Below are 15,641 nucleotides of genomic sequence, written 5' to 3' on the forward strand. Positions count from 1 at the left end.
GGTAGCAATAATGACGCGTACTGCAAACGAGTTTCTAACTCCGCAAGCGATCAAGGTCGAAGCGGTTAGCGGGACCTCGGCAAAAGTGATTCTAGAACCTTTAGAGCGTGGTTTTGGCCATACTCTAGGTAATGCTTTACGTCGCATTCTATTGTCTTCTTTACCTGGCGCTGCTGTGGTTGAAGTAGAGATAGAAGGTGTCGAGCACGAGTACAGTACTTTAGAAGGCTTGCAGCAGGACATCGTCGAGCTCTTGCTGAACCTAAAAGGATTGTCTATTAAGCTGTTCGATCAAAATGAAGCATATTTAACATTAGAGAAACAAGGTCCAGGCGAAATTACTGCTGCTGATCTTCGTTTACCTCATAATGTTGAAGTGGTTAACCCAGAGCATCTAATTGGTACTTTGAGTGCTTCAGGCTCATTAAAAATGCGCTTGAAGGTTTCTCAAGGTCGTGGTTATGAAACATCTGATTCTCGTTTCCCTGAAGGTGAAACACGTCCTGTTGGTCGTTTGCAATTAGATGCTTCTTATAGCCCGATTAAGCGTGTTTCTTACACCGTTGAAAATGCGCGTGTAGAACAACGTACTGATTTAGATAAACTGGTAATCGACCTCGAGACAAATGGAACGGTTGATCCTGAAGAAGCAATCCGCAAAGCGGCAACTATCTTGCAACAACAAATTGCAATTTTTGTTGATCTTCAGAAAGACCAAACTCCAGTTGCTCAAGAGCCTCGTGAAGAAGTTGACCCAATCTTGCTTCGCCCAGTAGATGATCTAGAGCTTACTGTTCGTTCTGCTAACTGTTTGAAAGCAGAAAATATTTACTACATTGGTGATCTTGTTCAACGTACTGAAGTTGAGTTGTTAAAAACTCCTAACCTTGGTAAAAAATCGTTAACAGAGATCAAAGATGTTTTGGCATCGAAAGGCTTACAACTCGGTATGCGTCTTGAAAACTGGCCACCAGCTAGTCTTCGTATGGACGACCGTTTTGCCTATCGTAGCCGTTAATTAAGTAGGACTATCACCATGCGTCATCGTAATAGTGGTGTGAAATTAGGCCGTACAAGCAGCCATCGTAAAGCGATGTTCCAAAACTTGGCTAATTCTTTATTTGAACACGAGTTGATCAAAACAACTGTGCCTAAAGCTAAAGAATTACGTCGTGTTGCTGAGCCTTTAATCACTCTAGCAAAAAACGATACTGTAGCAAATCGTCGTTTAGCATTTGCTCGTACTCGTAATGCTGCAACTGTAGGTAAATTATTTACAGTACTTGGCCCTCGTTACAAAGAACGTAACGGCGGTTATCTACGTGTTCTTAAAGCGGGCTTCCGTGCTGGTGATGCAGCACCGATGGCTTACGTTGAGCTTGTAGATCGTGAAGTGAATACTTCAGCTGAATAATTGATTTTATTCAAAAAAGACCGGTTTTATACCGGTCTTTTTTATTTCTGTTAATTGATAAAATTATAAAAATGTCCCCAAGTGACATAAAAAAACGGATAAACGGTCAAACTTGACATTGCGTATTGTCAAAATTGTGCTTTAATAAACTTATATTCTCAACAATGGGTATAAAAATAAAATGGAAAAGCAAGTTGATATTTTAATTATTGGTGCAGGTATTTCAGGAATTGGAATTGCTGCCCATTTGTCAAAAAACTCTCCACAACGCCAATTTGAAATTTTAGAGCGTCGTGAATCTTTTGGCGGAACATGGGATCTTTTCCGTTATCCAGGTATTCGTTCAGACTCAGATATGTCGACATTTGGTTTTAATTTTAAGCCATGGTGTAAAGCGAATGTATTAGCTGATGGTGCTTCTATTAAAGGGTATTTAGGTGAAGTAATTGATGAGTATAAGTTAAAAGAAAAAATTCACTTTGGTCATCGTGTGCTTTCTGCTAATTACGATTCTGAATCAAAGAAATGGCAGGTTGTAATTGAAGATGGTAAGAAAAAACAACAGACTTGGATTGCTAATTTTGTTGTAGGGTGTACTGGTTATTATAATTATGATCAAGGATATGCGCCTTCTTTCCCAAATCAAGAAGCATTTAAAGGGCAACTTATTCACCCACAGCATTGGCCTGAGAATTTAGATTATACGGGTAAAAAAGTCGTTATTATTGGTAGTGGCGCAACTGCAATTACTTTAGTACCAGCAATGGCGAAGGGCGGAGCAGGTCATGTAACCATGTTGCAGCGTTCACCTACATATATTGCTAGCGTACCGTCTATCGACTTCATCTATGAAAAAACGCGTAGATTTATGTCTGAAGAAGCCGCTTATAAATTTACTCGCGCACGTAATATTGGTATGCAGCGTGCAATTTATGCATTATCACAGAAACATCCAAAAACTGTACGTCGTTTACTCTTAAAAGCAATTGAAGTGCAGTTAAAGGGTAAAGTTGATATGAAGCATTTTACGCCTTCATATAATCCTTGGGATCAGCGCCTATGCGTGGTACCTGATGGTGACTTATTTAAGATTTTGCGTGAAGGTAAAGCGAGTGTAGAAACAGATCAAGTTGAGAAATTTACGGAAAAAGGTATTTTACTTAAATCTGGTAAACATCTTGATGCAGATATCGTGATTTCTGCAACTGGTTTGCAAGTTCAGATTATGGGTGGTGTTCAGGCTACTATTGATGGTAAAGCTGTTAACTCATCTGAACATATGCTTTATAACGGTGTAATGTTGAGTGATGTACCAAACATGGCCATGATTATTGGTTATGTAAATGCATCATGGACCCTTAAGGTTGATATCGCTGCGGAATATATTTGTCGCTTGTTAAACTATATGGACAAAAATAGTTATGATGAAGTAGTTCCGTCTGGTGATAAAACTGAAATGGAAGAAGATACTGTAATGGGTAAACTGTCTTCAGGTTATATTAGCCGTGCGGCACATGAACTTCCAAAACAAGGTAAGCATGCTCCATGGCAAGTGACTAATAACTATTTAGAAGATAGAAAGTCACTAAAAAATTCAAAATTTGAAGATGGTGTTTTACATTTTCATAAACGTTCAGAAACGAATGAGCGTAAACCAAAACTGGTATCTTAATAGATATTAGATAAATAAAAGGGGCGTAATGCCCCTTTTATAATGGAGTTATTAAAGTGTTCTAGAGATTAATTCTTTCATAATTTCATTGGTACCTGCATAAATTCGATTTGCTCGGTGATCTATGTAGGCACGTGCAATTGGATATTCAAGCATGTAACCATAACCACCATGTAATTGAAGACAATCATCTACAACTTTTGAGAACATGTCTGAAATTTTATATTTAGCAGCTGCGGCCGCTTCTACACTTAATTTTTCTTCAAGTTGTAATTCCATACAACGATCTAAATAAGTACGGCAGAAATCTATTTCTGTTCTCAGTTCAGCAAGTTTAAAACGCGTATTTTGAAATGCACTAACAGGTTTGCCAAATGCTTTACGGTCTTTTGTGTATTGGACAGTATGTGCAAATGCTGCCTCAGCGCCTGCCTGACAAATAATAGCGACCAGCATTCGTTCCCAAGCCAACTCTTTCATGAGCATGATAAAGCCCATACCTTCCATACCTAAGAGATTTTCTTTAGGAACACGAACGTTATCAAAAAATAATTCGCACGTATCTTGGCCTTTCATTCCAATCTTATTAAGAGGCTTACCTTTGCTAAAACCAGCTCTGTCTGCTTCAACAATAATAAGTGATAAATTCGCTGAACCTTTCTCGTTATTACCCGTTTTACAAACGACTACGACCATGTCACATAAGTAGCCATTCGTAATGAAAATCTTTGAACCATTAATGACGTAATCATCACCGTCAAGTACGGCTGTGGTTCTTACTGCTTGTAAATCAGAACCGGTACCAGGCTCAGTCATGGCAATAGCGGTGACCACTTCTCCTGTTGCCATTTTCGGTAACCACTTTTGTTTCTGTTCTTCATTACCAAAGTTATTTACATAATTGGCAACAATATCTGAGTGCAAGGAAAAACCCGTACTAGAGTCCATAGCATAAGCTTGCTCTTCAATTAAGATCATGCTGTACAAACGGTCTACTCCAGACCCACCATATTGCTCTGGCATTGTGGTACACAAGAGGCCCAATTCTCCGGCCTTATTCCAAAGGTCTCGGTCAACATGTTGCAGTTTTTCATATTTTTCAATATTGGGAACAACTTCTTTTTCATAGAATTTACGTACTGTCTCGCGAAAAGCCTCATGCTCTTCATTGAATAATTGTCTCGGTAACATATTTGGAATAGGACGGATGGCACCAGATTGCATTTGTATTTCTTCCTTGGTTCAGGTGTGATGTTATTTCCTTAAACATACGGAAGCATTTCAGGGCTAACAATGTGATGAATGCTCAATTATGAGGACAAGATGATAAATTTGGTCAATTTGATATTTTTAGCGATCTTTGGAATGTGATCAGGTAAACTAAGCCCACTATCAACGCAGATGGGGAAATAAATGTCTGACGAAATGACCTTGGAAGAACGTAAAGTAGTTTATCGAGCACGCCGCGGCTTGAAAGAAATTGACGTCTATTTTGACCCTTATGTAAAAAACTATTATCTACAAGCGGATCCGGCAGAGAAGGCTTTATTTGCAGAATTAGTGGAACAAGAAGATCCAGATTTACTAGATTGGTTCATGGAAGTTTCTGAACCTCCACGCACAGAGTTACGTGAATTTATTTATAAATTAAAACAGTATGTGCATGGCTAAACTGTTTTGATAAAAGAATTGAATTTTGAGCTGAAATATAGTCGCTTCTCGATAATATTTCAGCTTTTTATTGGCTTGAGTTTAGCAATCCTACTTTATCAATTGTTATCGCCAATCTGGTGGTTGGTAGCGCTCATCCTTTTCTCTATTAGTTTTCTAATATTTTTAAAACAATCACGAATTTCTCAAATTGCATATTTAGATCAAAATTTTTGGTCAGTAGCTTACTCTTCGCAAAAGATTATTTCTCGTTTAGAAATTACTAAAATAATTGATTATCAGATATTTATGGTTATTTATTTTGAGGGAGCACCCATGAAAGTAGCCATAATTTGGTTTGATCAACTTTCTTTGCAGCATTGGAAAAAGTTAAAAATCTTACAGAAACTTCATTAATTGTTAGACAATTCTACATTTGTATATTTATTAAAAATAAATAAGAAACAATAATTTAGTCTTTATTTTTTTGCTCGAGTTCAAGATTGTCTAATTAAAATATAGAAAAAAGCTAAGGAAATACAATTGTCTGACAATTTCACCTATGGGTATCAATTTGATCGGTTAAAGTACAAACACCAACGTAAAGTGTGTCGGAGGTCTCAAAATGGAGATGCCAACATGGTCGTTCTTGGTCATTGCCGTAATTTTGGCAGTGGTGATAGGAAGAGCAGGAACTTTACTCAGGGAACATCTTAACAGAGTTAATTTTAACAAAGTTAAGAGACAGAGGATGCAAGGTCGTCGATCAGTCAATTATTAAATTGTTTAGTCGATTAATTCCATCAAGTGTCTAGTTTATGACTGGGTGCGATTGTAGTAAGGAGGTCTCTCATGGAGATTTCAATGTGGATGTTTCTGTTAATTGCAGTGGTTATGGCTGTGGTAGTAGGAAGAGCAGGAACTTTACTTAAGGATTATATAGAACAAAAATAATATAAGCCGTTAAAAGCTTATCTCAGTTAATAAGTAGCATGTGCTGAACCGTCGCAATGCTACTTTTTTTTGCCTAAAATTTCTGTTTCCCTGAAAAACTGTCAATTTTATCTGTTGTGAAGTGTGTCAAAGTATAAGCGCTACAATTAGAGTAATTACTCTTTTATTCAAGATATGCATCTGCTAATGTACATCTGAAAAGGAAAAAACAAATTACATAGAGGACAGGAAGATGTCTAAAGTCCAAAAAATAAGCCAAGGTTTGGCGATGAGTTTTCTTGCAGCTTCAGTTTTATCAGGTTGTTCATACGTCGTGAAAACCGGAGCAAATGTTGCTTTAGGTTTTACGGAAAAGCACGTCGTTCCGCCTATTCTGGCAATGCAAGATGCTGAAATGGTTTGTAATACTGGTAGTGCTTTAACACCAGCAATCATGTCTACTAAAGGTATGGGTGCAGATCCAACGCGTGTTGCGGTATTAATGTATGCAGCGTCAGGCGTATGTGCGGAAAACCAAGCTTTAGAACAGGAATTACGTTATTTGCGCGCATCAAAAGCAGGACAGGTAACTGAAGCTCAAGATGCACGTATTGCTCAAAAGCGTTGGGCAGCAATTGCTGCTGAGCGTCAATATACAGGCTATAAATTGTTCGCTGATCGTTGGGAATCTAAATATAAATACCATTTAGGTGATTCTTGTCCAACGATGCGTAGTGATACTGATCAAACAGTTTATTTACTTGGAATGATTAGTGGTCTTCAGGCTGTGACCAATGATATTAACTCTGGTGGCGCAGTCAATGTTCCAAAAGATATCGCTGCTATTGTAGAGCGTGGCATGGTCTGTCTAGATAATGAAAAATTCTGGGGTGCACCTAACGCAACGCGTGCTGTTATCTGGACTTTATTGCCAGGGGCAGATGAAGGAAAACCTGATCCATACCAAACTTTAAAACAGTCAGTGCAAATTGGTGAGCAAAAAGGTGTTCGTTTATCTCATGCATTATATGCGGTAGCTGCTCAAGCAAGTGGTGATGATGCAAAAATCCGTGATGCATTAAGATCCTATGCGACATCTCAAGCTGATGATAAGCCAGTTAACCCAAACTTTAAGTTAATCGATAGTATGGCTGGTCTGATTGTACGCGGCATTTCTGACCGTTACTGGACTGAGCATACAGGTGTGCGTACCGGAGATGATGGTATGTCACATTTCTGGGATGATAAGAATGAAGGTGCAGCAGAGCTAGATGAGTTATTTGATGGCGGAGCCGCATCTGAAGCTCCTGCGGATTCATCTGCTCCACCAGCAGCACAGTAAACATATTTGAAAGGTTAACTTCTTGCGAGACTGTTGTTAAGTTTTACAATGGTAGCAAGAAGTTTAATTTCAAGGAGTGTGCCATGAAGGATCATGTACTGAATCATAAAGTGCTTTTGGTCGCAGTGTGCATTTCTGTTTCTGCTTGTCTACAGGTGTTTCCTGATACTTTTATTTATTGGCGCGAAAGCTTACTCGGTGAATTCTGGCGTTTATGGACCGCACATTGGGTGCACGTTGGATGGATTCATTTCCTTTTAAACATGATGGCATTCGCCTGTTTACCGTTTATCTTTCCGCATACAAAAGCATGGCATCTTTTAAGTCTGCTTTTTCTTTTGCCACCGTTCATTAGTTTGGTCTTCTATTTTTATCTACCTTATATCGAGGCATATGCTGGTTTGTCAGGTGTTTTACATGGGCTATATACAGCAGTTGCTTTAGTTTATTTGCAATATCGTAAAGAACGGAATTTTGCTTTTCTAGTTTTAGGACTAATTATTGCAAAATTGATATGGGAAAATACTTTTGGGCAAACAGGAACGGCTCAGTTAATAGGAAGTCCAGTTTTAACTGAAGCTCACTTATATGGAGCAATTGGCGGCGCAATCTTTGGAGGATGCTATTGGCTTGCTCAAAGATTAAAAAAGAAAAATTGACAATACAAACTGTTAAAAAAGTGATTTTAGTCATTCTTTATTAATAAAGTTTGATGCAAATTTGATCGTTGAATAAAGGGATTGGTAGAAGGGGCATGGAATTAACCCCTGACCAAGAAAATTGCATGACTCAAGCTCCTGTTTTTCAGGTTTTTGAGAGAACAAAATTGGAATATTTATGCAAGAACATCAAGAAAAAAGATCTGGATTAGGTCTGCTGGGTTATATATGGAACGAATGGATCTCAACATTCGTCATCCTCATTCTACTATTAATGACTCTAATCATTGGTACTGGAGAAATGATCCACGGGCAATTATTACGTATCGGGGAACGTCTTTATGGTGATCCTGCGATAGGCATGCAATATTCATTTTTGCGTGCTGAACCTGAAAAGCCGACTTGTGATCGACATCCAAATATCGATGCTCAAGTAAAAGAACAAATGAAAGCGAATGCATCTGATGATTTTTCGAGTTTCTTTGGTGCAGCATCGGAAAGTGATGTCCGTGCATCACTACTCGCTGCACAGCAACAATGTGACGAGAAATATCAGGCATATGACAAGACAATTAAATATATTGAAGCTAACCCTGGAGTGCGTACTTACCGTGCCATTGAGACAGGTTTCTTTGGTATTTTTAAATTTGGTACAGAAAATCGCGCAATTTTACTGATTTTTATGGTTCTAATTTCTGCGATTACAGCATCGTTAAAATTTCACCATATTGGTTTACGTAATCCAGCAACAAAAATAGATTACAAAGTCTATTCCATCTTTATGGTGGTTGCTAATGCTCTACTCAGTTTCTCTGTCATTAGCCAGTATCGGTCAGTTATTAATTCTGGGGTGACACCTACCTATGAAACAGTAACTATTTACTGGATATGGATGATTCTATTTGTTGTTCTGACTTTAATTAGTCTTTATCAACTCTTTGTTTCACCACCAGCAAAACGTGAAGGCGGAAATATTGGCTTAGCACTACTATGCGTGCCTTTATATGCTTATATGGGTTTGATTACAGGCATAGTATTTACATTCTTTATGGATTATCCAATGGGGCAAGGGATTTACCTTGGTTTATTGGTTGAGTTCTCAGGTATTTTCTTAAACCTTGCCTTGTTTATTTGGGCAGGTATGCTTTTAACTCAAACACGCGTTATGGACTTGTTCCTTAATGTGCTTCGTCCATGGAATTTGGCACCAGAAACCTTAACATGGTTAATTCTAATTGCAGCTGCGGTACCAACGGCTTATACAGGCGCGTCAGGTATTTTCGTTATTGCAGCAGGTGCAATTATCTATAAAGAAGTCTGGAATGCGGGTGCTCGCCGTCAATATGCATTGGCTGTATCAGCAATGTCAGGTTCTTTAGGGGTAGTAGTACGTCCATGTCTACTGGTTGTTTTAATTGCGATGCTTGATAGCCGTCATGTAACGTCCGATGAGCTGTTTGGGCATGGTGTTTATGTATTTTGGTTAACAGCATTTATTTTCTTGGGTGTTTCATTGCTTTTGGCTGAAGAGAAATTCCGTGTGAATTCTCCAAAAGTAGCGATTCCGGGCATGATGCGCGCCTTTATACCGGTAATTCCATACATTTTAATTACAGTTGTTGTTCTTGCGATCTATAAATATGCGCTAGATACAGGAATGAATGAATTTACTGCACCAGTAATTTTGCCATTAGTCCTGATTGCAATGATCTTGTATGACAAAATGGTGGCGCCAAAAGAAGCTCCTGCAATCAATATTCATGAGGCGATTGTTCGTGAGCACGAACAGAAATCACCATTCCTTCGAGCGCATGATCCACATAGTTCTCAATTCCGTCTAGGTTTTGGTGGGGCACTTCGTTTTGCAACCTCAGAAACTGTAGGTCATATTGGTGCACTAATTATCTTGATGGCATTGTCTGCAAGCGTTGGTGGTTTAATTGAACGTTCTGAAGTGGTTGAATTATTGCCGACTCATTTAGGCAGTATCTATATATCACTGGCATGTATTGCACTGCTACTAGCTATTATTGGTATGTGTACAGATCCATTTGGTGCTGTAATTTTAGTTGCTGCAACTATTGCACCTGTGGCATACGAAAATGGTATTCATCCAATTCACTTCTGGATGATTGTGTTGGTTGCATTCGAGTTTGGTTATGTAACACCGCCAGTTGCGTTGAACCATCTACTCACGCGGTTGTCCGTCGGAGATGATGAAGTGAATGCTGCCGATGCGGAAGCAAAAGAGAAATATACAAGTTTCTACTTCCGTTATGAGCGCTGGTTGCTACCAATTATTGTCTTGTTCTCGTCATTGGTATTGGTTACTTATGTGCCATATGTGTTTAAGTTATTTGGTTGGTATCACTAACTTAAATTAAAGTATCAGTTATACAAAAAAGCCTTCCTAAATGGAGGGCTTTTTCAGTCAGTGAGTTTAGTAAATTTAAGAAAAAGGATGACTGGAGTTATTTTAGTTAAAATAAAAAAAGCTAAAGATAGATAACTTTAGCTTTTTAAGTTCCCATTGAAAAACTATTGCTGTTTGAGCTGAGCTTCAAGCAATTTAACTTGTTCTTCTTTGAGTTTTGTTAATTGATCTGCATCTGCATGCTGAGCTTTTAACGTTGCTTCCTGATCTTTTAGCTGGCGATGGATGTCATCAAGTTTAGACACTTCTTCTTTTGCTAAAGACTCTTGAGTAGGTACAGGCTGCTTGAGTACATCTTCATTCACAAGTTGTTGTGAACTGGCAGCCTCTGCTACTGGTTCAGAACTTGATGATGGATCAGTAGTTTTAGCAGGAGCGGGTGTTGAAACAGGTTGAGGATCAACCATTGGTGAGGATGGCTCGGTTTTCTTGAAAAACCATTGTGCAGCTAGAAAAAGCACTACAAGAATGCTTAAGCCCCCAATTAAAATCCACAATAGTTTTGAGTTTTGTTTTCTTTGTAGTGGCATCTCTAAGACCTTTAGTCAGGACGACGAGGCTTGAACTGTATTACTCCAACTTCATCAGGTACAGCGGGTGCTTCAGGCTCATCAATATGAGTCGGACGATTTTCGCTATAACCGCATTCGATACATTCAATCCATTCATCTTCAGCGGTGGTTAGCATGACAATCCGATCTGTTGCTTCACATTTTGGACATTTAGCCCCAGCAATGAAACGTTTTTTCATCTTTATCACCCTAACCACACGATCAATTTAGGCCCATAGTTTAAGCGGTTTTGCTGTCATTCGTCCAACCTTGATGACGTAACAATGCGTCAATTTTAGGTTCACGGCCACGGAAACTCACAAATGCTTCAAGAGCTGTGTCTTTACCACCCACAGCTAAAATTGCCTGACGGAATTCTTTACCCGTTTGAGTGTTGAAAATACCTTCATGTTCAAAACGATCAAATGCATCACTCGCTAAAACTTCTGCCCATTTGTAAGAGTAATACCCAGCCGCATAACCACCAGCAAAAATATGACTGAAGCTATGTTGAAAGCGATTGTATTCAACAGCTGGAACAACGGCGTACTGCTCACGAATGTCATTTAAGGTCTGCTGAATTTGCTCACTGTTCAGTGCAGGTGTTTTAGTGTGAATAGTCAGGTCAAACAATGCAAATTCAAGCTGACGTAAAGTTTGCATACCAGACTGGAAGAAACGAGCATTTAACAAAGCATCAAGTAATTCTTGCGGTAAAGTTTGTTTGCTCTCGGTGTGCTCACTTAAAACATCTAAACTTTCTTTATCCCAAGACCAGAATTCCATGAACTGGCTTGGTAGCTCAACCGCATCCCAAGCAACACCATGAGTTCCTGCAACCGAGATCTTATCTACTTCAGTTAACATGTGATGTAAGCCATGTCCAAACTCATGGAATAAAGTAATTACTTCATCATGGGTGAGTAAGGCAGGCTGATCACCTACTGGAGGAGTGAAGTTACATACCATGTAGCAAATTGGTTTTTGTAAACCATGAACAGTTTGCATACGTGAACGGAAACCATTCATCCACGCACCACCACGTTTACCTGTACGTGCATAAATGTCAAAGAAGAATCCACCAATCACTTGGCCTTGGTCTTCTAATTCAAAATAACGTGCATCTGGATGCCAGACTGGTGCTTGTCTTTCGATGATGTTAATACCATATAGACGTTGCACGATCTGAAATAAGCCCTGAATAACTTTAGGCGCAGGGAAATAAGGTTTTAGTGCTTCTTGCGATAAGTTGAATTGTTGCTGTTTAAGCTTTTCAGAGTAGTAAGTGCTATCCCAAGGTTTAAGTTCATCAACACCATCTTGTTTGGCAATCTCTTGAAGTTCAGCAATCTCTTGAAGAGCAGGAGCACGCGCATGCTCAGCGAGATCAACCAAAAACTCATGTACTGTTTTTACATCTGGTGCCATCTTGCTTGCAAGAGAATATTCAGCATAGTTGTTGAAACCGAGTAGTTTCGCCATTTCCTGACGAAGGCTTAAAATTTCTTCCATAATTTTGCTGTTATCAAACTCAGTTTGTTCCGACTGATCAGATGCACGGGTCACATAGGCTCTATAAAGCTCCTCACGCAAAGCGCGGTCATCTGCATAGGTCATGATTGCAAAATAAGCTGGGAAATCTAGAGTTGCTACAGCTTGATCAAGTTCACGTTGTTTACCGTATTGTTTTAATAACTCAACATTACTTTCTGGAAGACCTTTTAGCTCAGCTTCTGTAAGCGGTTTAAAGTAAGCTTGTGTGGCATCAAGTACATGGTTAGAAAAATCAGAAGAAAGCTGTGAAAGACGAGCAGAAATATCTGCATAGCGTTTTTTCTCTTCGCCCTCTAAAGCCACACCAGAAAGTTTAAAATCACGTAAAGCGAGGCGAATAGCACTTTGTTGGGCTGGGCTAAGAGACGTATAACCCTGACCATCATGGATATGCTGATAAGTTTGATAGAGCGCCGTGTGTTGACCAAGTTGAGTGTAATATTCACTTAAAGCGGGTAATAACGATTGATAGACTTCTCTGGTTTCAGCATTGTTCATCACCGCATTTAAATGTGATAAAACACCCCATAATTCACTGAGGTTGTTTTCAAGAGTATCGACTTGTTCAAGTACTGCAAGTTGTTGAGCGGTATCGCTAGGTACAACTGTAAGTGTATTTAAAAATTCTTGGCCTGCTTGAATCGCTTGCTGAATATCTTGTTTTAAATTTTCTAATTCAATTTGATCAAAACGCGGAGTTGGTAGTGTCGCTTGTTGGAAAGTCATTGCTGTGAGCCACATTATTTTTTAAACATGTTATTAGATGTAGGTCCTCTCAGACCAGAAATCAAGTTTAATGTGCAAAATAAGCTTTCTAAAAAGAAATAAGTCCCAAATTGGGACTTATTTTTAAGTTGGCAACATCTAGTCTTTAATTATTCAGCCTTTGATTTTGCATTGGCTTTTTTCTTTTTAGGCTTAGACTTTTTCTTTACTTTTTCTGGTTTACTTTCTGCTTTTGCAGAAGTTTTTTTACCAGGTTTTTTAGTATAAGAACTAGACTTACCCTTTTCTTTCTTTTTTTGAACAGGTCTTTCGCCATCACTACTTGTTGGTTTGCTGAAAACTTCTTCAGTTGCCTGTGGAGATGTTTTCGTTGTGCGTGGAGCTCGGCTACGAACGACTCGTCCTGCATGCGTGACTTGTTGAAGAAGTTGGAAGTCAATTTTACGTTCTTCAAGATTTACGCCAGCCACCTGAATTTTAACTTCATCACCTAAACCAAAAACTTGACCTCTATTTTGACCTACAAGATTTTGGCTCGCTTGGTCATAAATAAAGAAGTCATCACCGAGTTGGCTAATATGAATCATGCCATCGACATATAAGTCTTTAAGTGTCACGAATAAACCAAATTCGGTCACTGCACTTACGATACCAATAAACTCTTCACCCAAATGCTGTTGCATGTAGTGACATTTCAACCAAGTCGTGACGCTACGAGAAGCTTCATCTGCACGGCGTTCAGTTTTAGAAAAATGTTCACCAGCATCATCTAGTGCGGCACCAGAGAGAGGAGAAGGTTTTTGTTTCAAATGTGCCTTGATAGCACGATGTAACAATAAATCTGGGTAACGACGGATTGGCGAAGTGAAATGAGTATAAGCCTCATACGCTAAACCATAGTGTCCCGCATTTTTTGCGCCATAATAAGCTTGCATCATTGAGCGCAATAAAACGGCATGAATGCTTGGCGCATCAATACGATCTTTGGTTGCTTCAATAACTCTTTGGTAGTCTGCTTGAGTTGGCTGGTCAGGGAAGGGTAGACCAAGTAATTTCACAAAGTCTTTTACTTTCTGAATACGTGAAAACTCAGGAGCTTCATGCACGCGATATAACATTGGAATATCATGTTCTAATGCATATTCAGCAGCAGCTACGTTAGCAAGCAACATACATTCTTCAATGAGCTTATGTGCTTCATTACGTGTACGCGGCAAAATTTCTTTAATTCCGCCTAGCTCATCAAAAGTCATGTACGTTTCAATGGTTTCAAATTCCATTGCATGACGGTCAGCACGCAAGTTTTTCAAAATTTGATAAAGCTGGAAAAGCGTATTTAAAGATTTATGAACATCACGATCTTTTGGAATAGCATCTGTTGCACCTTCAAAATATTGTGCTACCTGTGTATAGGTCAAACGCGCTTTTGAGTGCATAACTGATGGATAAAACTCGAAACCAGTTACACGGCCTGTACGGGAGAGTTTAAGGTCACAAACCATACATAGGCGGTCTACGTGAGGATTCAGAGAACACAAGCCGTTTGACAAAGCCTCTGGTAGCATCGGTAATACAAAGTGTGGGAAATATACCGAAGTGCCTCGTTCCTCAGCTTCTTCATTGAGGGCTGAGTTTAAACGAACATAATGGCTTACATCGGCAATTGCAACCACAACACGGTAACCACCACCTGGACGTTTTTCTGCATAAACTGCATCGTCAAAATCTCGAGCATCTTCACCATCAATCGTAACTAATGCTAAATCTCTTAAATCAATGCGGCCTTCACGGTCTTGAGCAGATGGCTCTTTAAAACTTTCTGCTTCTTTTAATACTTGATCTGGAAACTCATATGGCAAACCAAATTCAAGAATGGTTTGTGGAATAATAATTTCTGTATCAGCTTTGTCCGCCATAGACTGAATAATATGCGCCGTTGAAAATTCTTCTCGGGTCGGATAAGTATCAATTGCAACACGCAGCATATCGCCAACACTCGCTTCAGCATGTTTTACGAGTTCTTTTTCCAACGGAATAGGTTGGTGCTGATTAGGATTGTTGGGTTGAATAAAATATTCGCCATCGTGAACGGACAATTTACCGATCAATTGTTTGACGCGATGTTGCAAAACTTCTGTAATAAAACCCCAAGGTTTACCTTTACGGTCTACCGAAGTCTGGCGCACTTTAACTCGGTCGCCATTAAAGACTAAACGTAATTCACGTTCAGGAAGTAAAAGGTCAGTTTGACCATCAATATGTGCTGTACCTAAACCTTTACTATTAATATAAACAGTTGCTTCATATGTTGGTTGATCTGCCACCAACTGAAATTTAAAACCGTCTTTCATGATTTGACCATCACGAACCATAGCACTTAAACGATGACTTAACGCTTCGATACTTTTTTGGTCATGAATATTAAAATGATCGACAAGCTCTGCATGAGATTGTGGTGTTTGAACCTGCTCCAATGTATCTAAAATAAGAGTACGGCTTGGAATAGGATTGTCATAACGTTCAGCTTCAGCTTTCGCTTCAGGGTCAGCCCAGTTTTTTGTCATGTCGTTTGGTTTCACGCTTGGCAGATAAGTTTAGCATAAGCCATGCAGACCCGAACTGCACGTTTAGGTTTGCAATAATGTGTTATGCACTACAGTATTTTGATGAAGAAATAATATCTATCTTAACAAGCGTTTGATCGAA

13 protein-coding genes are annotated in these 15,641 nt (G+C 39.1%); 8 read left to right on the forward strand and 5 right to left on the reverse strand.

The genetic code is table 11. From position 1 onward, the window contains the following. The first annotated feature begins 10 nt into the window (after positions 1 to 10). From rpoA to MMY79_RS02260, 3 genes are all read left to right on the forward strand, one after another. Complete coding sequence (rpoA, locus tag MMY79_RS02250; RefSeq protein ID WP_252611682.1) at positions 11 to 1,018, forward strand: DNA-directed RNA polymerase subunit alpha; 1,008 nt, start codon at positions 11 to 13, stop codon at positions 1,016 to 1,018. A gap of 18 nt (positions 1,019 to 1,036) precedes the next feature. Beyond that, positions 1,037 to 1,414: a 50S ribosomal protein L17 gene (gene rplQ / locus MMY79_RS02255; protein WP_002049717.1), complete on the forward strand. Its 378-nt coding sequence runs from the start codon at positions 1,037 to 1,039 to the stop codon at positions 1,412 to 1,414. A gap of 181 nt (positions 1,415 to 1,595) precedes the next feature. After that, a complete protein-coding gene (locus MMY79_RS02260) occupies positions 1,596 to 3,086 on the forward strand; it encodes an NAD(P)/FAD-dependent oxidoreductase (RefSeq protein WP_252611684.1) in 1,491 nt (496 codons plus the stop codon). A gap of 51 nt (positions 3,087 to 3,137) precedes the next feature. On the opposite strand, the gene MMY79_RS02265 is transcribed toward MMY79_RS02260, so the two are convergent. After that, on the reverse strand, positions 3,138 to 4,310 hold the full coding sequence (locus tag MMY79_RS02265) for an acyl-CoA dehydrogenase family protein (RefSeq protein ID WP_252611686.1): 1,173 nt from the start codon (positions 4,308 to 4,310) through the stop codon (positions 3,138 to 3,140). Positions 4,311 to 4,499: 189 nt separating this feature from the next. Here MMY79_RS02265 and MMY79_RS02270 point away from each other — a divergent pair, with 189 nt between their 5' ends. The 5 genes from MMY79_RS02270 to MMY79_RS02290 all read left to right on the forward strand — a co-directional run bounded on the left by MMY79_RS02270 (position 4,500) and on the right by MMY79_RS02290 (position 10,044). Beyond that, a complete protein-coding gene (locus tag MMY79_RS02270; RefSeq protein ID WP_252611688.1) occupies positions 4,500 to 4,757 on the forward strand; it encodes a succinate dehydrogenase assembly factor 2 in 258 nt (85 codons plus the stop codon). Positions 4,758 to 4,763: 6 nt separating this feature from the next. Further along, positions 4,764 to 5,153: a hypothetical protein gene (locus MMY79_RS02275; RefSeq protein ID WP_252611690.1), complete on the forward strand. Its 390-nt coding sequence runs from the start codon at positions 4,764 to 4,766 to the stop codon at positions 5,151 to 5,153. Between the two features lie 769 nt (positions 5,154 to 5,922). Continuing rightward, complete coding sequence (locus MMY79_RS02280; protein ID WP_111855003.1) at positions 5,923 to 7,011, forward strand: hypothetical protein; 1,089 nt, start codon at positions 5,923 to 5,925, stop codon at positions 7,009 to 7,011. An 83-nt stretch (positions 7,012 to 7,094) separates the two neighbouring features. Beyond that, the gene (rrtA, locus tag MMY79_RS02285) at positions 7,095 to 7,670 is read left to right on the forward strand and encodes a rhombosortase (RefSeq protein ID WP_252611692.1); all 576 of its coding nucleotides are present in this window, start codon (positions 7,095 to 7,097) and stop codon (positions 7,668 to 7,670) included. Positions 7,671 to 7,848: 178 nt separating this feature from the next. Beyond that, positions 7,849 to 10,044 (forward strand): TRAP transporter large permease subunit, encoded by a 2,196-nt coding sequence (locus tag MMY79_RS02290; protein ID WP_252611694.1) that lies wholly within the window; start codon positions 7,849 to 7,851, stop codon positions 10,042 to 10,044. 164 nt (positions 10,045 to 10,208) lie between these two features. Here MMY79_RS02290 and MMY79_RS02295 read toward each other — a convergent pair whose 3' ends face one another. The 4 genes from MMY79_RS02295 to rnr all read right to left on the reverse strand — a co-directional run bounded on the left by MMY79_RS02295 (position 10,209) and on the right by rnr (position 15,499). After that, on the reverse strand, positions 10,209 to 10,634 hold the full coding sequence (locus MMY79_RS02295) for a hypothetical protein (RefSeq protein ID WP_252611696.1): 426 nt from the start codon (positions 10,632 to 10,634) through the stop codon (positions 10,209 to 10,211). 11 nt (positions 10,635 to 10,645) lie between these two features. Beyond that, entirely contained in the window at positions 10,646 to 10,855 is a 210-nt protein-coding gene (locus tag MMY79_RS02300; protein WP_004639498.1) for a YheV family putative zinc ribbon protein, read from the reverse strand. Between the two features lie 40 nt (positions 10,856 to 10,895). Beyond that, positions 10,896 to 12,950 (reverse strand): M3 family metallopeptidase, encoded by a 2,055-nt coding sequence (locus tag MMY79_RS02305; protein WP_252611698.1) that lies wholly within the window; start codon positions 12,948 to 12,950, stop codon positions 10,896 to 10,898. Between the two features lie 134 nt (positions 12,951 to 13,084). Further along, positions 13,085 to 15,499 (reverse strand): ribonuclease R, encoded by a 2,415-nt coding sequence (gene rnr, locus MMY79_RS02310; protein ID WP_252611700.1) that lies wholly within the window; start codon positions 15,497 to 15,499, stop codon positions 13,085 to 13,087. Positions 15,500 to 15,641 lie beyond the last annotated feature (142 nt).

The organism is Acinetobacter sp. XS-4, assembly GCF_023920705.1.
Lineage (GTDB): Bacteria > Pseudomonadota > Gammaproteobacteria > Pseudomonadales > Moraxellaceae > Acinetobacter.